The organism is Nocardia sp. NPDC049737 (assembly GCF_040674755.1).
Classification (GTDB): Bacteria; Actinomycetota; Actinomycetes; order Mycobacteriales; family Mycobacteriaceae; genus Nocardia.
On record NZ_JBFANH010000035.1, the window covers coordinates 60,270 to 80,045 of the forward strand.

General features: G+C 64.2%; 21 protein-coding genes. 5 read left to right on the forward strand and 16 right to left on the reverse strand.

All coding sequences use genetic code 11. From position 1 onward, the window contains the following. Window positions 1-3: 3 nt before the first annotated feature. The 3 genes from AB0J47_RS35485 to AB0J47_RS35495 are packed head-to-tail and all read left to right on the forward strand — an operon-like array spanning window position 4 to window position 3,670. On the forward strand, window positions 4-1,167 hold the full coding sequence (locus tag AB0J47_RS35485) for an ABC transporter ATP-binding protein (protein ID WP_364356572.1): 1,164 nt from the start codon (window positions 4-6) through the stop codon (window positions 1,165-1,167). Then, window positions 1,167-2,864, forward strand: a complete 1,698-nt coding sequence (locus AB0J47_RS35490) for an ABC transporter permease subunit (protein WP_364356671.1) — start codon at window positions 1,167-1,169, stop codon at window positions 2,862-2,864. The genes AB0J47_RS35485 and AB0J47_RS35490 overlap by 1 nt, the downstream gene beginning before the upstream one ends. A 41-nt stretch (window positions 2,865-2,905) precedes the next feature. Then, window positions 2,906-3,670 (forward strand): SDR family oxidoreductase, encoded by a 765-nt coding sequence (locus tag AB0J47_RS35495; RefSeq protein ID WP_364356575.1) that lies wholly within the window; start codon window positions 2,906-2,908, stop codon window positions 3,668-3,670. A 145-nt stretch (window positions 3,671-3,815) separates the two neighbouring features. Here AB0J47_RS35495 and AB0J47_RS35500 read toward each other — a convergent pair whose 3' ends face one another. The 14 genes from AB0J47_RS35500 to AB0J47_RS35565 all read right to left on the reverse strand — a co-directional run bounded on the left by AB0J47_RS35500 (window position 3,816) and on the right by AB0J47_RS35565 (window position 17,123). Further along, window positions 3,816-4,835, reverse strand: a complete 1,020-nt coding sequence (locus tag AB0J47_RS35500; protein ID WP_364356578.1) for an MBL fold metallo-hydrolase — start codon at window positions 4,833-4,835, stop codon at window positions 3,816-3,818. Further along, a complete protein-coding gene (locus AB0J47_RS35505; protein ID WP_364356581.1) occupies window positions 4,832-5,167 on the reverse strand; it encodes an EthD family reductase in 336 nt (111 codons plus the stop codon). Before AB0J47_RS35505 ends, AB0J47_RS35500 begins: the two co-directional genes overlap by 4 nt. Window positions 5,168-5,235: 68 nt before the next feature. Next, window positions 5,236-5,859 carry a TetR/AcrR family transcriptional regulator gene (locus tag AB0J47_RS35510; protein WP_364356584.1) on the reverse strand — a complete coding sequence of 208 codons (624 nt, stop codon included), beginning with the start codon at window positions 5,857-5,859 and terminating at the stop codon, window positions 5,236-5,238. 45 nt (window positions 5,860-5,904) lie between these two features. Continuing rightward, window positions 5,905-7,422, reverse strand: coding sequence for a class I adenylate-forming enzyme family protein (locus AB0J47_RS35515; protein ID WP_364356587.1), 1,518 nt, complete (start codon window positions 7,420-7,422; stop codon window positions 5,905-5,907). Next, window positions 7,419-8,534: an NAD(P)-dependent alcohol dehydrogenase gene (locus AB0J47_RS35520; protein ID WP_364356590.1), complete on the reverse strand. Its 1,116-nt coding sequence runs from the start codon at window positions 8,532-8,534 to the stop codon at window positions 7,419-7,421. Before AB0J47_RS35520 ends, AB0J47_RS35515 begins: the two co-directional genes overlap by 4 nt. Then, window positions 8,534-9,310, reverse strand: a complete 777-nt coding sequence (locus AB0J47_RS35525; RefSeq protein WP_364356593.1) for an SDR family oxidoreductase — start codon at window positions 9,308-9,310, stop codon at window positions 8,534-8,536. Before AB0J47_RS35525 ends, AB0J47_RS35520 begins: the two co-directional genes overlap by 1 nt. A gap of 13 nt (window positions 9,311-9,323) precedes the next feature. Beyond that, window positions 9,324-10,085 (reverse strand): glucose 1-dehydrogenase, encoded by a 762-nt coding sequence (locus AB0J47_RS35530; RefSeq protein WP_364356596.1) that lies wholly within the window; start codon window positions 10,083-10,085, stop codon window positions 9,324-9,326. Then, window positions 10,082-11,284: an acyl-CoA dehydrogenase family protein gene (locus tag AB0J47_RS35535; protein WP_364356599.1), complete on the reverse strand. Its 1,203-nt coding sequence runs from the start codon at window positions 11,282-11,284 to the stop codon at window positions 10,082-10,084. The genes AB0J47_RS35530 and AB0J47_RS35535 overlap by 4 nt, the downstream gene beginning before the upstream one ends. A 30-nt stretch (window positions 11,285-11,314) precedes the next feature. Then, window positions 11,315-12,313, reverse strand: a complete 999-nt coding sequence (locus tag AB0J47_RS35540) for a phosphotransferase family protein (RefSeq protein ID WP_364356602.1) — start codon at window positions 12,311-12,313, stop codon at window positions 11,315-11,317. Continuing rightward, entirely contained in the window at window positions 12,310-13,518 is a 1,209-nt protein-coding gene (locus AB0J47_RS35545; RefSeq protein ID WP_364356605.1) for an acyl-CoA dehydrogenase family protein, read from the reverse strand. The genes AB0J47_RS35540 and AB0J47_RS35545 overlap by 4 nt, the downstream gene beginning before the upstream one ends. Window positions 13,519-13,545: 27 nt before the next feature. Next, window positions 13,546-14,697 (reverse strand): thiolase family protein, encoded by a 1,152-nt coding sequence (locus AB0J47_RS35550; protein WP_364356608.1) that lies wholly within the window; start codon window positions 14,695-14,697, stop codon window positions 13,546-13,548. Then, the gene (locus AB0J47_RS35555) at window positions 14,694-15,065 is read right to left on the reverse strand and encodes an OB-fold domain-containing protein (RefSeq protein ID WP_364356610.1); all 372 of its coding nucleotides are present in this window, start codon (window positions 15,063-15,065) and stop codon (window positions 14,694-14,696) included. The genes AB0J47_RS35550 and AB0J47_RS35555 overlap by 4 nt, the downstream gene beginning before the upstream one ends. Before the next feature lie 38 nt (window positions 15,066-15,103). Next, complete coding sequence (locus tag AB0J47_RS35560; RefSeq protein WP_364356613.1) at window positions 15,104-15,892, reverse strand: enoyl-CoA hydratase/isomerase family protein; 789 nt, start codon at window positions 15,890-15,892, stop codon at window positions 15,104-15,106. A gap of 94 nt (window positions 15,893-15,986) precedes the next feature. Further along, on the reverse strand, window positions 15,987-17,123 hold the full coding sequence (locus AB0J47_RS35565) for an acyl-CoA dehydrogenase family protein (RefSeq protein WP_364356616.1): 1,137 nt from the start codon (window positions 17,121-17,123) through the stop codon (window positions 15,987-15,989). Between the two features lie 91 nt (window positions 17,124-17,214). Between AB0J47_RS35565 and AB0J47_RS35570 the strand changes: the two genes are divergently transcribed. Then, the gene (locus AB0J47_RS35570) at window positions 17,215-17,601 is read left to right on the forward strand and encodes a nuclear transport factor 2 family protein (RefSeq protein WP_364356619.1); all 387 of its coding nucleotides are present in this window, start codon (window positions 17,215-17,217) and stop codon (window positions 17,599-17,601) included. Further along, a complete protein-coding gene (locus tag AB0J47_RS35575) occupies window positions 17,598-17,969 on the forward strand; it encodes a hypothetical protein (RefSeq protein ID WP_364356622.1) in 372 nt (123 codons plus the stop codon). Before AB0J47_RS35570 ends, AB0J47_RS35575 begins: the two co-directional genes overlap by 4 nt. Before the next feature lie 103 nt (window positions 17,970-18,072). Here AB0J47_RS35575 and AB0J47_RS35580 read toward each other — a convergent pair whose 3' ends face one another. Then, entirely contained in the window at window positions 18,073-18,585 is a 513-nt protein-coding gene (locus AB0J47_RS35580; protein ID WP_364356625.1) for a hypothetical protein, read from the reverse strand. Window positions 18,586-19,160: 575 nt separating this feature from the next. Then, a complete protein-coding gene (locus tag AB0J47_RS35585; protein ID WP_364356628.1) occupies window positions 19,161-19,751 on the reverse strand; it encodes a TetR family transcriptional regulator in 591 nt (196 codons plus the stop codon). Window positions 19,752-19,776 lie beyond the last annotated feature (25 nt).

Here is a 19,776-nt window from a genome sequence, read left to right on the forward strand (position 1 = left end):
GAGATGAGCTCGCAGTTCACAGTTTCCGGTCTCACCAAGACCTATGGATCGAATGTCGTCGTCGACCAGCTCGACCTCGCGATCGAGGAAGGCGAACTCCTCGTACTGCTCGGCCCGAGTGGCTGCGGCAAGACAACCACCCTGCGCTGTCTCGCCGGATTGGAGACACCCCAGGATGGTTCGATCACCTTCAAGGACCGGCGCGTCTTCGACGCCGAGGCGAAGCTGAATGTGCCTGTCCACAAACGGAATATCGGAATGGTGTTCCAGTCGTACGCACTGTGGCCACACATGACCGTGCGCAAGAACATCCGATATCCGCTGCAGGTCCGCAAATTGCGGAAGGAGATCTCCGGCGGAGCCATCGAAAGTGCCGCCGCCATGGTCGATTGCACGGAGCTGCTCGACCGGTACCCGGCGCAGCTCAGCGGTGGACAGCAACAGCGCGTCGCGGTGGCCCGTGGCCTGGTTGCCCGGCCCGATCTGGTGCTCTTCGACGAACCATTGAGCAACCTTGATGCCAGATTGCGGGATCAGGTTCGCTCGCAAATCCATCAGCTGCATCGAAGCCTCGGATTCACAGCGGTTTTCGTCACTCACGACCAGGCCGAGGCATTCGCCCTCGGCGACCGTGTCGCCATTATGAAGGCGGGCAAGATCGAACAGTACGATTCCCCCGAGCGGGTTTTCGAGCATCCGGTATCGGAGTACGTGGCCGCGTTCATCGGTATGGCAAACCGGCTGGAACTGCGCCGCGGTCCCGGTGGCTGGGTCACCTCGGCCGGCGACGATATCGACCTGACGCGTGCGGTGGTGCGCGGACGAGCCGACGAAGGTACGTCCGCGGTCGCACGGCTACGTCCCGACGATGTCGTGGTGCATTCGTCGATCGACGAAGTGCCGCAGGGCGATGTGGCATTGCACGCCGAGTTGGTGACATACGAATACGGCGGCCGCCACTTCGACGTGACCGTCCGAACGGGTGGCGAACAGCTCGCGGTACGAGTCGATGCGGCCACCCATGGCGCCATGTTGCGCCGAAGCCGCCCAGCAGATCCCATGATCGTCAGTTTCTCGCCGGCGAGTTTGCGTGTATTCGCGCAGCCCGACGTCGCAGGCGCCGATGTGCCGGTGCTGGCCGCGGCGGGGGCGGGAGGGCAGTCGTGATGGCCACGATTACCGCTGCGGCCACCCGGTCCCTTGCGATACCCGCGCAAGTGCGAGCCAGACTCGGATATCTGGCCTTGCTGACAGTTCTCGCCTATCTGGTCGTATTGCCGATGATCCGGCTGCAATCGCTGGCGTTCGAAAACGGCGCGCAAGGTTATCGAAACCAGTACGGGCGCTTCGATATCGCGGAAACGATCGGGACCACCATCGCGCTGGCGCTCGGCTCGCTCGTTATCGCGATGGTGCTCGGCACGGTGCTGGCGTTCGCGGCGAGCCGACTGCCGGACCGACTCGGCTTCCTGCGGATCATCCCGATCCTGCCGATCGTCATGCCCGCGGTCGCCAACGTCGTCGGCTGGGCCTTTCTGCTGTCGCCGGGGCCCGGCTATTTGAATCTGGTGCTGAGGAAGTTGCCGTGGTGGAGCGGATCGGATACCGGACCGATCGATGTCTACACCGTTCCGTGGATCATCATTCTCACCGCCTTCGGGCTGACGTCGTTCGTCTACCTTTTCGTCAGCGCGGGCATGCAGAACATCAGCTCGGAACATCTCGAGGCCGCACAGGTGAGCGGGTCGTCCACGCTCGGAGTGTTCTTCCGGGTGGTGCTGCCTTTGCTGCGCCCGTCGTTGATCTACGGCGGCGGAATCGCGTTGCTACTCGGCCTCGGCCAGTTCACCGGTCCACTGCTGCTAGGCCAGAACAGTGGCGTCAAGGTGCTCACCACCGAAATGTATCGGCGAGTCTCCGAATCACCGTCGGACTTCGCCGCGGCCGCTGCGGCCGGTTCGCCACTGGTGATCTTCGGGCTGGTATTGGTACTGATCCAGAAGGCTTTGCTGGGCAACCAGACTCGCTTCGTCACGCACGGCGGCAAGGCATTCGCGCCATCCACCGGCCGCGCCACCTGGGCCGTAGTGACGATCACCGGCTACGCGTTGTTCGCCCTCGTCATCCCTTTGATCGGGTTGATCATCGTGTCCTCGACGCGGTACTGGTCGGGGTCGCTGTCGTGGAACCTGTTCACGCTCAATAATTTCCGAGAGTTGGCCGGTACGGAAGCGATTGTCGAATCGGTGATCACCAGTGTGCTGACATCGCTGGGCGCGGTGGCGATCTGTGTACCCATCGGCTATGTGATGGCCAACCTGTTGGTACGCGGCCGACGCCACAAAATACTGGCGCTCATCGGTGATTTCATCACGGCATTGCCGCTCGGCATCCCGGCGGTGATCTTCGGCGTCGGTTTCTTGCTCACCTATACCGAGCCGCCACTGATCCTGTACGGGACACGAACAGTGATCATCCTCGTCTACGTCGTACTGATGTTGCCCTTCGCGACGCGAATGCAGATGACTGCGATGCTTTCCCTCGGCAACACCTATACCGAGGCGTCCGCAACCAGCGGAGCATCACCATTCGTGACGAACGCGCGGATCATGCTGCCGTTGATGCGTCCCACCATCCTCAGCGCGGTCGCCTTGATGTTCATCCTGCTCACCCACGAATTCGCGGCCTCGCTGCTGGTGCGCGCGTCGACCACTCAGGTGATGGGGACCCTGCTGTTCGATATGTGGCAGAACGGTTCCTACCCGCTGGTCGCGGCGATGGCATTGCTCATGACCGCGGTGACCACGATCGGTGTCGCACTCGCCATGCTGGTCGGCGGCCGCAACGTACTCAGCAAGCTCTGACAGTCGGAGCCCAGCTCCGACTGCGAAAGGACTGCACAGCAATGACTCTCGGTGTTTCGAGGCTCGATGGCAAGGTTGTGTTGGTGACCGGTGCGACAGGGGGGATCGGCGTCGAAATCGTGCGCCGCCTGGCCGAGGAGGGGGCCTCGGTTGTGGTGACCGACGTCGACGTCGACGCGTGCGAGAAGCTGAGTGGCGGCCTGGAACACGGTGCGCGGCATCAGGTTCTCGGATTGGACATCACCCAGGAGTCGCAGTGGCAGCAGGCGATGTCCGCGGTGTCCGAACGCTTCTCGAGTTTGGATGCCGTCGTCAACAACGGTGCCATCGGCAGCCTGGCATCGGTGGTGGACGAAGATCTGAATCGGTACAACCGGGTGATCGAGGTGAGTCAGACCGGCACCTGGCTCGGGATGAAGCATGCGGGCGCACTGATCGAGCGGACCGGCGGCGGATCGATCGTCAATATCTGCTCGATCCTCGGCACCGTCGGCGGCCTTGGCAACAGCGTGGCCTACGCGGCGGCGAAGGGGGCCGTGCGCAGCATGACGAAGAACGCCGCATTGCATTGGGCGACAAAGGGAGTGCGAGTCAACTCGATCCACCCGGGCTTCATCGAAACCCCACAACTCCTCGAACGATACGAGGGCACCGAGCGACACCGGGCGATGGTCGCGAACACACCGATGGGCAGACTCGGTCGCGCCGAAGAGGTCGCCGCCGCCGCCGCATTCCTGGCGGGCGACGACGCGACCTTCATCACCGGCACCGAACTCTATGTCGACGGCGGCTGGACCTGCGCCTGACCGGCGAAGCTGTCGGCGTCGATTAGTGATGCGATCCCTGCGCCGCAGAAAGCCCGTACCTCGATCACATCAGAGGTACGGGCTTTCTGTGTGGGATCGGCTCGTCACGTGCCCTGCGTCCCCGCCCAGCGGACTCTCAGGCGCATCATTTGGCCACCCGGAAGGCCATAACGCCGTCCACATCCTTCGCGGACAACATATTTCGGGCGACCAGGACATCCAGATGCGCCATCGTCTCGCACGTCGCGACCATTTGATTGAAGTCGTCGAGGGTGCTGAACGCGCGGTCGCGCCGCGTCCATGTCAATGCTCGGGCCACTGCCACGCCGGTGCACGGGCCAAGATCGCCGACGACGGTGACGATTTGCTCGAACCGGTGGTCGTGGTGGGCGAGAAGTTCACGAGCGCGTTGCCCGACGCTGCCTCCGGTGGGCCCGTGTGCGGGCAGCATCTTCTGCCCGTCATCGTCGCGTAGCAGCACCAATGACCGGAGGAAGTTATCCAATGGCAGTTCCCACGGGCCCAATTCGAATCCGATCGATGGGGTGATCGTGGGCAGCACGTGGTCTCCGGTGAAGACCAGCCCTTTCTCGCAATCCTGAAAGATCATGTGGCCCTTGGTATGTCCGGGAGTCGCTACCGCACGGAGATCGAGCCCAGGGATGGGCAGTGCGCCGGGGCGCAGCCAGTGATCGGGCTGTTCCCAATCGTCGCGTACGAACGGTTCGGCGATGCCTGCCGCATGAGCTCGTTGTGCGATATCGTCCGCGCCGGCCCGTCGCAGTTCCCGCAGCGAACTGTCGGGGACATTGCTATTCAGCTGGTGGATGGCGTTGAGCCCGCCGGCTTCATCGGCGCCGAGATGAACTCGACAGCCGTGCCGACGGCGCAGTTCGATGGCGAAAGTGTAGTGATCGCGGTGGATATGGGTGACGAAGACATCGTCGATTTCGGCTGCCGACCGGCCGATTCGGGCCAGCGCGTCGGAGAGCTCCTGGTAGGTGTCGGGCCGATGCCATCCGCCGTCGATGAGTACGAGGCCGTCGTCGGTTTCCAGGACGTACACGTTGACCGCACGCAGGCCGTCCTGCGGCATCTGCAGCGGGATGCGGTGGATCCCTTCGGCAATCGGATAACACCCGGGTTCGGCCCATTCGGCGCTCATTCGACCGCCGGGGCGAGCGGCACCATTGTCTTCTCCTCGCCGTACCAGATCATGCGACGCCCCCGCATGGTGCCCACGTTCTCGACAGCGGCCTTCCATTCCGGGCTCGCCAATGCGGCGTCGAGCGCCCCTCGGGATTCGAAACTCAGAATCGACAGACCGTCCCAACCGGACGACTTCTCGTCGAAGGATTCCAGGAGTTCGGTGTGCTGCCAGCGCAGCAGGCCTGGCAGCGGGTAGGTCACCTCCGCGTGTTCACCCCGCCACCATTCGATGAACTGCTCATGGGTCCAATCGCTGGGACGCGATGCGAGGACGATCAGGTTGTACATGCGACTCCTAACTGAATTCTGTTCAGTTTCAGTGAGCGTAGAGATCCCACTGTGTGGGAATTGGGATCTCAGTTACGCACGATCCGTACTGCTGCTTCGGTGACCGACTCGGTGATCTGCGCGAGGGTGACGTCGCCTTTCGGCCGGTACCAGCGCCAGACGCTGATCACCAGGCCGAGGACCATTCGGCCGAGCATGCGTGGATCGCCCGGCGTGAAGACGCCGGCCTCGATTCCGTCCGAGATCAGCCCTGTCCAATTCTGCTCGATCTGTCGCACGAGTTCACGCGACCGCAGGCGTTCGGCCTCTTCCTTGGCCGACTGACGCGGGGCGGCGAGCAAGTCCATATGGTTCTGCAGGATGCGGCGCTGAAGGGCATCGGTCGGCGAGGCGGTCAGCGCCGCGGCGATGGCGGCGCGCAATGCTTGCTCGGGGTCGGCCTGATCAGCGACCGCGGCGTTGAACCTTTCGGCCGAGTCGGCCAGTTCGAGTCGCATGATCGTCAGCAGGCAGTGGGCCTTCGACTCGAAATAGTGGTACAGCGCGGTCTGACCTATACCCACCTCGTCGGCGATCGACGCCCATTTGGTGTGCTCGTAACCGACTTTCCCGAATTGCTTGATGGCGGCGGTGAGGATTCCGCTTCGCTTCGAGCGTGCGCTTTCGCGGCGGACCTCCGAGTCGACGGTCATCAGCTCTTATACCCCCGCGTTCGATGGTGTGGATTCGACATGACTCTACCAAAACTGAGGTGAACTCGGGTCAACTGCGGTGGCCAGCTGTGTCGCTAACCGCGCCGCGTCGGGCCGGGACAACTTGCCGACGGTGTTCTGCGGCAGGTCTTGCACCGTGAACAGGTACTCGGGCCACTTCGACTTGGGAAAGTCCGCCGCCGCAAGCAGATCGGTGACAGTGGCCAATGTCAGCGATTCGCCGTCGGTGACCACCAGTGCTGCCGCTCGTTCGCCGAGCATGGCATCGGGTACCGGGACTACGCACACCTGCACGATGCCCGGCACGTTCGCGATGGCGGATTCGAGTTCGTTGATATCGATATTGCGGCCGCCTCGGATAATGATCTGCTTCTGGCGCCCGGTCACCCGGATCGAGCCATCGATTGCGACCTCGACCAGATCGCCGGTCGGGAGGAAACCGTCCGCGGTGAGCGTCGGCGGAATCGCGACGCCGCCTCGGGCGTAACCGACGAACAGGGACGGGCCCTGTACCTGCGCATCGCCGATCTCGCCGGCGGCCACGACATTCCCCGTGGTGTCGACCGCCCGTACGACGGTACCGCGGAACGGTCGCCCGTCCCGGCCGAGCCTGATGGCGGGCGGGTCGTCGAGTTGTGGTGTGGTGTGTCCGAGACATTCGGACATACCGAAAACCCGCAGGAACGTGGTACCGAGTTTTTCCTCGGCCGCACGCAGTGCGCGTTCGTTCATCGGACCACCGCCGACGGTCATCGCCCGCAGGGCGGCCAACACGCCTTCGGAGCCCTCGGCCACCGACAACTGCAAGGCCATGGTCGGAACCAGCATCGTCCATGCGACGCGGTGTTCCGCCATGGCCGCCAGGGCGGCGGCGGGTTCCCATTTGCCGATCGACACCATCGTGCCGCCGAGATAGGCAGGCAGGTACATGCCGAAACAGAAGGCGGCTACCGAAGACAGTGGCACGAAGGCTCCCACCGCCTCATCCGGCTCCAGTCGAACGGTATCGATGGTGCACTGACAGGCATAGCGGATGGCTTCTTCGGATTGCACAACACATTTGGGACGCCCGGTCGAGCCGGAGGTCATCGCGATGGCGGTGCCCCCGTGCCATCTGTCCACCGAATCGAACGGGCCCGTTCGCGAGCGCAATACGCGCGCATCGAAGGCGGTATCCCGAATCGGGAAGCGATCGTCCCGCACACCCCAGCGCAGCAGCGAGTCAGGTGCCGCGACCACCAGATCCGGGGCGATATCCTCGACAGCCAGTGCGAACTCGGATTCGGTGGCATGCGCGCCGAATACCGCGACGACACCACCACGCAGACCGACCGCCACGGCCGCCGCCACAGTGTGCCAGGTGTTATCGGCCTGGATGAGGACGGTGGGCGGGGCCGGATCGATGGACTCGATCCGCTCGGCCAGCGCTCGGGCCGCTGCCACGATCTTTCCGAGGGTGTGGCGACCGAATTCGTCCACAACTGCCGTCTGCTCCGGCGTGCGCTGTGCCCGCTCGATCAATTCGTGCGCAAGTGTCTTCATCGCCCTACTTCTCTCGCGACGCTCGATATCTGTCTACTCGCTTCGACTCGCTTCGGTGCTCGGCTCGTCAATAGAGGCGGCACGAGTACCGCGCGTCCGGTGACGGTTCCGGCCCGAAGGCGCCGGTAGATGTCGACCGCATCGGTGAGGGGATACGTCGTGGACTCGACGTGGAGTGTCCCGCCGATAGCCATATCGACAACCGCCTCCAGATCCGATCGGGCACCCCAGAACGGTGCGTCCACCTGCCACCCGGCGGCGAGGCCGATGCGTTTGCCCACGGCCAGGCGGCCGCCCGCACTGCCGACGACCGCGAGTCGGCCCCCTGGCGCGAGTGCTCGCGCGGCCGACTCCATCGTGCCGGAGGCGCCGACGAAATCGAGGATCAGGTCGGCGCCGCCGTCGAGTGCCGGAAGCGCCGCGGCGAGATCGGCAAATGCCGCATCGCTGCCCAGCCGCAATGCGGCGGGGAGTGTTTCCGGCCGGTTGTCGATGGCGAGGACACGTCCGGCACCGAAGTGGCGAAGGATCTGAATCGCCAGGTGACCGAGCCCGCCGACACCGATCACGATGCAGATCGCGGATTCGTCGATGACATCGGCGTGCTGGTGCACGGCGTGGTAGGCGGTCGTCCCAGCATCCGCGAGTGGAGCGGCGATGGCGGGTTCGAGATCGCCTGTGCGAACAAGGAATCGGGCCGCGGGCACAACCATGGCCTGTGCCAGACCGCCGTGATAGCCGAGGCCATTGCCGATCGCAGCCAGTCTGCCGTCCGGACGAGGCCGCAGCGTCAGACAGTAGTTCTCCCGTCCACGCGCACAATTGCGGCAGCGGCCACAGCCCCAGATGCCATGGACCACAACGGCTTCACCGAGCCAGGACCGGTCCGCACCGGGACCGGCATCGATCACCGTGCCCGCGACTTCATGGCCGAGAGTGAGCGGCAGCGGATAGTCGAAGCTCGATTCGGCGGCATCCATGACGTGCAGATCGGAGCGACACAGCCCCGCCGCGGTGACCTGTAACAGGATTTCTTCTCCATGCGGCTCCGGAACCGCAACTTCACGCAACTGTGGTTCGGTACCCCATTCGGTCAGTTGGACGGCCAGCATCAGCGAGCCGTCCAGCCGCCGTCGACAATGAGCGTCTGCCCGGTCATATAGGACGACGCGTCGGAGGCGAGAAACAGGACCGCGCCGTCGACTTCACCGGCATTGCCACTACGGCCGAGCATGGTGTTGCGGCGCACCCACCCGGCCGACTTCTCGTTGTCGAACAGGCCATCGGTCATCTCGGTGTCGAACCAGCCCGGCACTACCGCGTTCACCCGGATCCCTTTGCGCCCCCACTGCCCGGCGAGTTCCCTGGTGAGTCCGAGTATCCCGGCCTTGGATGCGGCGTAGCTCGCGCCGCCGATCGGTGCGGTCGAAACCAGCCCGATCACCGAAGAAATATTGATATACGACGCGCGTGCGCCCTCGGGCAGTCGCGTCGCGGCATAGCTGGCGAGGTGAAATCCTGCGACCAGGTTGACCTCGAGGATCGATGCGAACCCGGCTACCGTTTCGTCTTCGGCATGCGGGGGACCGGGCTTGCCCGCGTTGTTGACCAGCACATCGAGCCGTCCGGACTGCTCATAGCAGCGGTCGACCAACATCCGGCGGTCCTCCTCGGATGTCACATCACAACGAACCGGAACGACCCGTGGGTTATCCGCGGCCAGCGCGGCCAACCGGTCGAGCCTGCGGGCCGCCGCGTACACGGTGGCCCCGGCACCGGCGAGAGCGTTCGCGAAGCCCATTCCGAGGCCGGACGAAGCGCCGGTGACGATGGCGACCCGGCCGGACAACCCGAACAGATCGTCCAGTGTCGTTCCGGTGGTACTCATGTCGTTTCGCATGTCAGTACACCGCGGTCCGGCCGCCATCGACCGGGATGATCGCACCGGTGGTGTAACCAGCGGCGGCACTCGCCAAATGGGTGACCAGACCGGCGATTTCCTCCGGCCGCCCCAGCCGGCCCGCGGGCAGGCGATCGATGATCTTCCCGACGAATTCCTCATCCCAGTTCTCGGCCATATCTGTCGCGAATCCGCCCGGCATCACGCAATTGACGCGCACAGTGGGCGCGTATTCCTGAGCGAACGCCATGGTCAATGCGTTGAGCCCGTTCTTGGCCGCCGCGTACATCGCCTCGGGCGGACTCGGCCGGACGGCCCCGATACTCGAGATATTGATGATCGACCCGCCACCGGCGGCGGCCATCCGGGCACCGGCAACCGCCATCAGGCGAAACGGGCCCTTCAGGTTGACCTCGATGGTCTTGTCCCACAACCCTTCCGAGACCGACAGCAGATTGTCGGCCAGCGGTGCGATACCCGCATTGTTCACGACGATATCGAGACCGCCGAAATCGGCGATGATCCGATCCACGGCCGGTTCGATCGAATCCCATTTGCCCACATGCAATTCGAATGGGTGCGCGCTGCCCGGCCCTTCGCCGTCGCCGAGTGCGGCAACGGCCTGCTCGCAGGCGTCGCGTTTGCGGCTGGACACGATAACCGTGCAGCCCGCGTCCCGTAGTCCGCGCGCGATCGCCAGTCCGAGGCCGCGGCTGGCGCCGGTGACCAAGGCGACCTTTCCGGTCAATTCCGTTGTGCTCATTTGTGCTTCTTCAATTCGAGGCGGGCGATGGTGCGCAGGTGTACTTCGTTGGGACCGTCGGCGATCTGCAGCGCCCGGGTGATGGCGTACAGGCGGGCCAGGACGGTGTCGTCACTGACGCCGGCCGCACCGTAGGTCTGCACCGCGCGGTCGACGACGGTGTGCGCCACCTCCATCGCCGAAACCTTGATGGCGGCGACTTCCGATCGAGCGGCGGCGTTGCCGTAGTTGTCGATGAGCCAGGCCGACTTCAGGACGAGCAGGCGGATCTGGTCGATCTCGATGCGGCTGCGGGCAATCCACTCGCGTACGACCCCGCGATCGGCCAGTGGACCGCCGAATGCGATGCGCTCCAGGGAGCGTTGGCACATCATGTCGAGCGCCCGCTCGGCCATGCCGATGGCGCGCATCGCGTAGTGCATCCGGCCCGGTCCCAACCGGCCCTGGGCGATGGCGAATCCGTCACCTTCGGCGCCGAGCATATTCTCGGCCGGGACGCGGACATCGGTGAACTGGACTTCGCCGTGGCCGAGCCGGTCATGGAAGCCGAACATCGGAAGATCGCGCAGCACTTCGATTCCGGGGGTGTCACGGGGGACCAGAATCATGCTCTGCTGGCGATATGTGGGTGCCTGCGGATCCGATTTGCCCATGAAGATGATGAGTTTGCAGTCCGGGTCGAGAATGCCGGAGGTGTACCACTTGCGGCCGTTGAGGACGTACTCGTCGCCGTCACGGACGATGGTAGAGGTGATGTTGGTGGCGTCGGAGCTGGCCACCGCGGGTTCGGTCATCGCGAATGCGGAGCGAATAGTGCAGTCCAACAATGGTTTCAGCCAAAGCTGGCGCTGTTTCTCGGTCCCGTACATGGCCAGAATTTCCATATTGCCGGTGTCGGGAGCCGAGCAGTTGATGGCTTCGTTGCCGATGATGGATCGACCGACTACCTCGGCCAATGGCGCGTACTCCAGATTGGTGAGTCCGGCGCCGAGCCCGTCGTGGGTCATGAACAGATTCCACAGACCTGATTCGCGGGCCTTGACCTGCATATCTCGCATGACCTGCGGCTGCTCATGGGGGTTCTCGTTCGCCGCTATCTGGGCGTCGAACACCTGCTCCGCCGGATAGATGTACTCGTCCATGAAGGATTCGAGTTTGCCGAGCAGATCCTGCGTGCGGGGGGAATAGGAGAAATCCACGGTGCGGCTCCTGAACTGGTGCGGTCGATATCAACCGGCGAGTAGCGCGGTTCCGGTCTCGATCAGGCGGTTGATGGTGGCCGGCAGCTTTTCCTGGTCGGGGTCGTAGTGCCGACCTTCGCGATGGCGGCGCAGGTTGTGGCCCATGATCGCCGCCATCTTCAGGCGCCCCAGCGCGTTGAACCACGTCATATCGGTGAGCGCGGGCCCGTCGCCGACGTAGAGGTCGATCAACTCTCGCGCCGAAGGCAGCCCGGGCACGTCCCGGCCGACGCCGGGAAAGTTGCTTCCGTCGGCGAAGACGAGGAACCAGCCCAATTCGACCCGAGGGTCACCGGCGCTCCAGATCTCCCAATCGATCAACGCGACCGGTTCGACGCCGTCGGAGATGATGTTTCCGAGGCGGTAATCACCATGTACCAGTGTCGGTGCGGTCGGTTCGGGGGTAGTCCGGCCGAGCAGTTCGAGCAGTCGGTCGCCACCGGCGACGAGGTCGGGCGGGACCGCGCCGAGGGTGCGTGCCCAGCGGGCGAGCTCGTCGCCTGGCGTGAGTGGTGCTTGCACACCGGGCACGGTGTCCGGATCTATCGCGTGCAGGCGCGGCAGAATTTCCGCGGCGCGCCGCATGCGGGCCGCGGCCAAGCCGGGTTCGACGGCCGGATCGTCCAGTACCGGTTCCAATGCTTGCCCGGCTACGAATTCCATGGCGAACCAGGCGGGTTCGACGTCGTCGATCGCAACGACTACTGGTACGGGAACAGGCGTGTGCGCCAAGGCCTGCATGATCCGGGCCTGCCGCAGCATGTCGTGTCGGCCGATGGCCTGCTGTCCTTCGGGAACTGCCTTGACCACGAAGTCGCCGCCGGTCGTTCGGACCCGGTACGTCAAGCCGGAATGTCCACCGAGCAGCGGCTCGAACGCGGTGACCAGGACGTCGAGGTCCGCCTGCAACCAGGTACGGACGCGTTGTTCGAGGGTGCCGTGCCCACCCGTCGCCCGACCCCCCGCGGAATCGCTACCTGAACTCATGGGCGTGGCTCCCTCGGTAGTCCGAGAACTCGCTCGGCGATGATGTTGTGCTGAATCTCGTCGGTTCCCCCGGCGATCCGATAGCCGGGCGCGCCGAGAATGTGCTCGGCCCACGCGAAGGTTCCCCAGCGACCGGAGTCCACGGTGAGGTCTTGCCCGAGTAGCAGGCGCACCACCTCGGACGTGCGAGCCATTGTGTCGGTGGCCAGTAGTTTCCCGATCGAGGCCTCAGGTCCCGGATCCTTGCCCGCGACGACGGCGCCCGCCACCCGCATATTGCCGATTCGCTGTAGATAGCTGCGTATCACGAGGTCGGCGACCTTATCGCGTTCGATCTCGGTCAGCTCCCGTCCGAGATGCTGGGCCAGCGCCACCGCCTGATCCGCGTTCGCCAGACCGAGGTTGCCGCCGTCGAGGCGTTCGGCGGCCAATACGGTGAGCGCTACCGGCCAGCCCTGGCCCACCGGTCCGAGCCGGTAGCTGTCGTCGAGTCGGACACCATCGAGGAAGACCTCGTTGAACGAGCTGCCACCGGTCATCTGCCGGATCGGGCGAACGGTCAACCCGGGTGTGGTCATCGGCACCAGGAAGACGGTGAGCCCGGCGTGTTTCGCTGCCGCGGTATCGGTTCGGCACACGGCGACGCCGATATCGGACACCCGCGCGCCCGAGGTCCAGACCTTGTGGCCGTCGAGCGTCCACGTGCCATCGGTGGATCGGACGGCGCGCGTCCGTACCGCGGCCAGATCGGAACCGGCCTCGGTCTCCGAGAACAATTGGCAGGCAATGATATCCGTGCGCAGCATGGCCCGGACATAGCGTGACCGCTGTTCGTCGGTGCCCCACTGCTCGATAGTGGGAGCGACCAGTTGTTGTGTCACCGAGAACATCTCGGTGCGTCGTGGCACATCGAAATCCGCTTCGGCGCGCCGGAAAGCAAGGACGTACGACAGCGGCAGACCGCGGCCGCCATAGGTCTCGGGCCAGTTCAGTGCGCCCCAGCCCGCGTCGAATTTGGCGCGCTCGTACTCGCGGATCCGGTCGGTATGCGCGCGTTCCTCCTCGGCGTTCCAACTCTCGAAAACGGCTACCGAATCCGAACCCGAACCCCAGACCGATTCCGCCCGGGGAGCTGCCACACCGCCCAACCAGGCGAGGGCCTCATCGGTGAAGCGGACGAGGTCGGGAAGTGTCTGTGTGGTCACTGATTCACCTCGAAAAGTGTTGTCATGTCACACCGAAAGCACGGTGCAGGCGCTGATTCCGGGCGCCCCGTACACGTGCGTGAAGCCGACCTGCGGCGCTCCGGGTACCTGCCGATCCCCGGCTTCGCCACGCAATTGGGTGACTATCTCGTGCACCTGGCGCAGACCGGATGCGCCGATGGGTTCGCCGTTGGCGATGCAGCCACCGTCGGTATTGACCGGCAGCCGCCCGCCGATCTCGGTGTCGCCTGCCGCGATCATCGACTCCTGTTCGCCGTGCTCGCAGAAGCCGCATTCGGCCATATGCATGATCTCGGCGCCGCTCTCGGTGTCCTGCAATTGCGCGATGTCGACATCGGCGGGGGAGATGCCGGCCTGTTCGAAGGCGGCCGCGGCCGCGTCGGCGCTCACACTGGTCGGTTCACCCCCGCCTTGGACGGCCGGGCTGAATACTTCGAAAGAGCCGAATCGGCGGGTGCGGTGGCTGATCGCGCGCAACCGGACCGGGCGACCGCCGAGTCGCCGGATGGCGGCCTCGGTGGCGACGATGACGGCGGCCCCGCCCTCGCCCGGAGAGCAGAACATGTATCGCGTCAACGGGTCGTTCACCATATCGGCGGCGGCGATCTCGTCGGCCGAGATCGCTTCACGTCGCCAGGCATTCGGGTTCAGGCTGCCGTTTCGATACGCCTTTTCGGCAATCTTCGCCAAGGTCGTGCCGGAAATCCCGTATTCGCGCATATATCGGCCGATCTTGGCGCCGAAGAACTGCGTGGTGACCATGAGCCCGGCCGAACCGTATCCCTCGGGCAGTCCCCATTCGGCGGGTGTCGGATCGAAGGCTCCGCGCGGGTGTTTATCGAATCCGACCGCCAGCGCGATTTCGGCGGTTCCGGAACGGACCGCATTGACCGCCGAGAACAGTGCGCTGCCACCGGTGGCGCAGCCATTCTTCACGTTGCTGAAAGGTATTCCGGTGAAACCGAGTTCGGCGACGAGGGTGTCGGCGAGTCCCGAACCGTCGCTACCGCCGAAGGCGACCTCGATATCGGGCCAGGTCACCCCGGCATCGTCGAGCGCGGCGGCGATCGCGCTGATCGCCATCTGACGGCCGGTGATGCCGGGCTGCCTGCCGAACTTCGACAGCCCGGCTCCGATGATCGAAACTGTTTGTGTCACTGCGCTTCTCTTTGCTGTGCAACGACCGCGAACCGGGGCACCGGTGCGGTACCGACGAGGTGCACCGGTGCCCGGTCCAACTCGGTGAAGTCCTCGCATTCCAGGATTGCTTGAATGCGAATACCTTCCGGAAGTTCGACATAGCCCACCGCGAATGGGGAAAAGCCGTCGGCAGGAGGGATATACGGTGGTGACTTCGGCGGGAACCGTTGCACGGTGTAGGCCCACACCACGCCCCGCGTGCTCAACTCCATTGCGATGGCCGTCGGCTGGACGCATCGTGCGCACATGGTCGTTGCCGGATATGCGACCGTGTCACAGACCGTGCACCGGCTGCCTTCCAGCACCGACGTTGCGTGCTCGCCCATGTCGATCTCCTCTTCGAGTCGTACGCCAGCGGCGTCGTTCAGCGACCGACCCATTTCGGTTCGCGCTTCTCGAGGAATGCGTTCACGCCCTCGCGTGCGTCCTCGGACTGCAGGGCATTGCCCACCGCGAGATGCTCCATCACCATGAGCGATTGGATGTCCGCATCCAGACCGCGGTCGATGGTCATCTTCGTGAGCTTCATGGTGAACGGGCTCTTGTCGACGATCGGTGCGATGAACTCGGCGACCAAGTCGTCGAGTTCGGCCGCGGGCGCGGAAGCGTTGATCAGATCGAAGTCGACGGCTTGCTTGCCGGACAACAGCTTTCCGGTCAACATCAGTTCCTTGGTCTTGCGGATACCGATCATGCGGGGCAACCGGTAGATCGGACCCGCGCCACCGAAAAGCGCACGACGAATGTGGAAGTCGCCGATCAGCGCGTCCTCGGATGCGACAGCGAAGTCGCAGGAGATCATCAGCTCGAATCCGCCGGCGGTCACGTGACCCTCCAGGACCGCCAGGGATGGCGTGTTCATCGAGTACAGGCGGTCGCACACCTTGGCCGAGAGCACCGCGACATCCATCGCGTTGGTGCTGCCGACATAGTTGGCGAGCAGTTCGTCCAGGTCGAAGCCCGAACAGAACGTATTGCCGCGGCCGCGTAGCACGAGGATCTTGAGCTCCGGGTCCTTATCGACCTCGACGATGATTTCGTCGAGTCGGTGCAGAAGTTCGACTGTGACGGCGTTCTTCTTGTGCGGGCGGTTGAGCCACACGCGTGCGACGTCACCGTCCTTCTCCAACACGATGTGGTCGGTGTCCACCATCTCGAACCTCTTCCTTGAACTTGAACTGGATTCAATTCAGTTTTACCTAGCCAACCGCTCCGCGTCAACAGCAACGCTGGCGCCGTCGGCTGATTCAGATTCCGATCAGGGTGGCGATTCGCGCTCTGTGCGTACGTGAATCACCCTGTAGCGCTTCGTTTCCCATTGCCCTGCGGAAGTAGGAGTGGGTGGAGTGTTCCCAGGTGAAACCGACGCCACCGTGCAACTGGATCGCTTCTGCCGCCGCGTGCACCGCCGCATCGGTGCATACGGCGCCGGCGACCGCCACGGCCAACGAGGCCGATCCCGGGTCCTGCGCATAAATAGCCGCCGCATACCGGGAGGCCGATCGAGCGCGTTCGAGAGTGACCAGCAGATCGGCAAGCCGATGCTTGACGGCCTGGAACGAGCCGATGGGACGTCCGAACTGGTGTCGGGTCTGCACGTACTCCACGGTCATTTCGAGCAGGCGGTCGACAATGCCGGTGTTCTCACATGCCAGCGCCAGCGTTGCCAACTCGCCCAGCCGCGCGCCGGTCGCCTCGGCGGCATCGACGTCGGTGAGCGCGATCGCTGGACATCGATCGAAGGTGAGATCGGCTCGACGGCGCGTGGGGTCGAGTACGCGACGCTCGGTTCGGACGAGCGATGCGCCCGGTTGGGTAGCGAACAGGCGGCGTCCGTCCGGGCATTGCGCCGAAACAACGGCCACATCGGCGCTTCCGCCGCTCATCAGGTGGGTAGCCGTGCCGTGCAATAGCCACCCGGTCGGCGTCGACTCCGCATGTACGTGATCGGTGGTGGCGGACAAGGCGCTGACCGTCGCCAGCAGGCTTCCGTCGAGAACTCCGGCGAGCAGGTCCGCGTCCTGGATGGTGTCCGCCGAGAGCAATGCGTGGACGCCGAGGACTGCCGAGGTGTACACCGGCTCGCATGCGAGCGCGCGCCCACATTCCTCGAGCACGATCCCCATCTCGACCATCCCGTAGCCGAGACCGCCGCGGCCTTCGGGGACTGCCAGCGTGGTCACCGACATTTCGTCGACCAGTGTTTTCCACAGCTGCGGTGAATAGCCGAGTTCGGTGGAAGCAACCGTTCGCACCTGCTCGATTCCGCTGTGTTTGGCGAGTAGGCCACGGATGGCCGCGCGCAGCTCCGACTGCTCCGGTCCGGGTGTCAACGCAGGTGGATCCGTGCGGGGCCATGGCAGTTCTAGCGCGGATTCGAACATCTAACCTACCTAAATTGAGTTCAGTTTGATAGGTCGAGCGTATCGCGCCGCAGCCTGGACAAGAAGGGAGATACTGAACTAAGTTCATTTTATGAATTTGGCCATTGAGGGCTACTACGCCACCTTGGACACCGGGCGGCTGGACGACGCGGTGGCGCTACTCGCCGAAGACGTCCAGTTCGCGTTGCTGCTGCCCGCTGGAGTGAACCTCGGACACGGTCGCGCGGCCATGCTCGAGTACCTCGAGGACCGGCCGAAGGTGAACCGGAAGCACCGGCTGTTGCGGGTGGCCGCCGACAATGGTGTGGAGTTCGCGCACGGCGCGGTCACCGAGAACGACGTGACGACGACCGGTTACTTCGTCGGCGCGATGCATATCGATGCCGATGGGCTGATCGATCGTTACCAGGTAGCGTTCAGCACCGAATTCGCACTGATACCAACAGATTTCGATGTCGATAGCGAGTTCGGACGATGATTGAAACGCCACCAGTGCTGGCCAGGTGGTTCGAATACATGGATTCGAACGAACCCGATCGCGTGCTGGGCATGATCTCGGGCGACTTCGCGATGTCGGTGCAGTTCTCCAAAGGTACCGGGCAGTCCGCCGAATTCGTGGGAGACCGCGAGGGATTGGTCGGCTACTTGGCGCAGCGCGAGAAGAGCACGCTGGTCCATCACATCGACACCGGTGCGGTCGTGGGTGATTACGAGTTGGTACTCGGCCGGACAACCCGCGACGGGGCTTTCGAAGCTTCCTTCAACGCCACCGCACAGCTCGATGCCGACGGCAAGGTGCGACGCCTTCTCATCGCTCGAACCCCCGAACTGTCCTTTGCGCACTGAGTTCGTTCCGGAACGCCTACGAGAGGAAGTTCTCTACAGGAGACGCCGGCTGCCGGGCAGCTCAGTTGGCGGAGGCGAAGCCCCAGCCGACAGAGGGGAAGCCCTAGCCGATGAACTGGCCGATGATCGCACCGACCGCACAGCCGATAATGGCACCCACCAGGAAGAACCAGATCCCGATGAGAATGCCGATGACGCAACCGATCACCTCGCCGAGCTCGACGACGGCGAAGGATCCCTGTGCTTGGTGCAGCCCGGGTGCGGGGGCCGACGCCGGGGTGAGCGTCAATTCCGTGCCGGTGTTGTCCAGCGTCGGCGTGAGGTTGAACGTCTGGCCGGTCTGGGCCTGCAACGTCGTCGGAATGGTGCCGACGACGGTGCCGTTGGCCGCAGTCACGGTGACCGCGTCGGGGCCGAGCGTGAATCTGCCGGCGACCAGCCGGACCAGCGCGCTGGTGTGATCGGCGGCGAGGGTGGTGGTGTAGGCGACGGGGCCGGCATTCACGCCGACGGTGACGTCCGAGGCCATCCGGGCCTGACCGTTGGCCATGACGGTGGTTGTGCCGGTGGCCGCGATGGCCAGGATCGCAGTCGCCAGGAGCTTCTTTATCTTCACCACACTTCCATTCGTTCATTTTCGGATGTTCCCAGGCGAACGACGCTGAATAGGATCGGTCCCGCTACCTTCTCGCATCGGACATTATCGCAAGTCAGAGCAAATACTTGGCCGATACACCGCTTGATAGCGATTTCATCGCAATCATTCTTCGGGCCGCGGTGCCCGTTGAGCCGAGCGTGGAAATGCCCCCATGTCGCCCCCACCGCCGTTATTTGGGGTACCGGTAAGAAGGGTGACGCGTCCGTAGCTGCTTTTCCCCTGGACGCGCCCACGCCGAAGTCTAGTTTCGGGTCCGGGCTGGGGGGTGTGCGGACGAGGTGTGTCCGTAGTTCGCCGGTACCCCAAATGGACGCCTGGTTCCTGCTGTCGGCTGTTTGGCCGACTGTGGAATGCGGGGAGATCTTCGGTACTTCAGAGCTCATCGAGAAATCAAAAAGGGGTCCGAGGAACATGTTTGAGAAATCCGGCGCTTAGACCGTGTCTTACGTGGTTACACCTGGAACGTCGATGTCGCAGGCCAGATCGGCTGGCTCGAGGAATGCCGTGCAGGCACGCTGCATATTGGAGCGCGTTCAGTCCGCGGGGGCGGCGTCTTCGATGTCGGCCTTGGTGATCGAGCGGACGACGGGGCGCAGAATCTCGACTACCCGGTCCGGGTCGGCCTCGGCGAGGTGATCGAGCTTGACGAGATGGCGGCACAGGACGATGCCGATCAGCGCGGCGCTGACCACCTCTGCGCGCAGATCGGCTTCCTCACCAGGTATGGCGTCGCTGATCTGATCCTTATAGATACGCGAGGAGGTGCGGATCTCCTCGGCGGCCTCGGGGTGGGTGAGCATCGACCGCAGCATGGCCAGCGAGGTAACCGGTTCCTCGATCAGTGAGTCGTGCAGTCTGTCGAGCAACTGCTCGGCGACATCCGCAGCGCTGCCCCCGGCGAGCAGTGCCGTTCCGGACCCGATAGCGCTCAGGAACAGCCGCTGTTTGCTGCCGAAATAATGGATGACGAGTCCGGGATCCACGCCCGCGGCGGTGGCGACCGCGCGGATGGTGGTGCGGTCGTAGCCGGATTCGGCGAACAACGTGCGGGCGTGGGCGAGGATCCGCGCCTCGGTATTGCGTCGCTGCTCGGCCCGCGAAGTGGGCGCTGGGGGGTTGCTCACGCGGGTCATTCTACGGGCGTTGACC

Excerpts from the sequence above, each read along its gene's own strand:
- AB0J47_RS35540 (WP_364356602.1), bottom strand. The coding sequence starts at position 12,313 with ATGAGTTCAGGTAGCGATTCCGCGGGGGGTCGGGCGACGGGTGGGCAC.
- AB0J47_RS35520 (WP_364356590.1), bottom strand. The coding sequence starts at position 8,534 with ATGCTGGCCGTCCAACTGACCGAATGGGGTACCGAACCACAGTTGCGT.
- AB0J47_RS35570 (WP_364356619.1), top strand. The coding sequence starts at position 17,215 with ATGAATTTGGCCATTGAGGGCTACTACGCCACCTTGGACACCGGGCGG.
- AB0J47_RS35510 (WP_364356584.1), bottom strand. The coding sequence starts at position 5,859 with ATGACCGTCGACTCGGAGGTCCGCCGCGAAAGCGCACGCTCGAAGCGA.
- AB0J47_RS35505 (WP_364356581.1), bottom strand. The coding sequence starts at position 5,167 with ATGTACAACCTGATCGTCCTCGCATCGCGTCCCAGCGATTGGACCCAT.
- AB0J47_RS35555 (WP_364356610.1), bottom strand. The coding sequence starts at position 15,065 with ATGGGCGAGCACGCAACGTCGGTGCTGGAAGGCAGCCGGTGCACGGTC.
- AB0J47_RS35530 (WP_364356596.1), bottom strand. The coding sequence starts at position 10,085 with ATGAGCACAACGGAATTGACCGGAAAGGTCGCCTTGGTCACCGGCGCC.
- AB0J47_RS35560 (WP_364356613.1), bottom strand. The coding sequence starts at position 15,892 with ATGGTGGACACCGACCACATCGTGTTGGAGAAGGACGGTGACGTCGCA.
- AB0J47_RS35500 (WP_364356578.1), bottom strand. The coding sequence starts at position 4,835 with ATGAGCGCCGAATGGGCCGAACCCGGGTGTTATCCGATTGCCGAAGGG.
- AB0J47_RS35485 (WP_364356572.1), top strand. The coding sequence starts at position 4 with ATGAGCTCGCAGTTCACAGTTTCCGGTCTCACCAAGACCTATGGATCG.
- AB0J47_RS35490 (WP_364356671.1), top strand. The coding sequence starts at position 1,167 with ATGGCCACGATTACCGCTGCGGCCACCCGGTCCCTTGCGATACCCGCG.
- AB0J47_RS35565 (WP_364356616.1), bottom strand. The coding sequence starts at position 17,123 with ATGTTCGAATCCGCGCTAGAACTGCCATGGCCCCGCACGGATCCACCT.
- AB0J47_RS35525 (WP_364356593.1), bottom strand. The coding sequence starts at position 9,310 with ATGAGTACCACCGGAACGACACTGGACGATCTGTTCGGGTTGTCCGGC.
- AB0J47_RS35515 (WP_364356587.1), bottom strand. The coding sequence starts at position 7,422 with ATGAAGACACTTGCGCACGAATTGATCGAGCGGGCACAGCGCACGCCG.
- AB0J47_RS35575 (WP_364356622.1), top strand. The coding sequence starts at position 17,598 with ATGATTGAAACGCCACCAGTGCTGGCCAGGTGGTTCGAATACATGGAT.
- AB0J47_RS35495 (WP_364356575.1), top strand. The coding sequence starts at position 2,906 with ATGACTCTCGGTGTTTCGAGGCTCGATGGCAAGGTTGTGTTGGTGACC.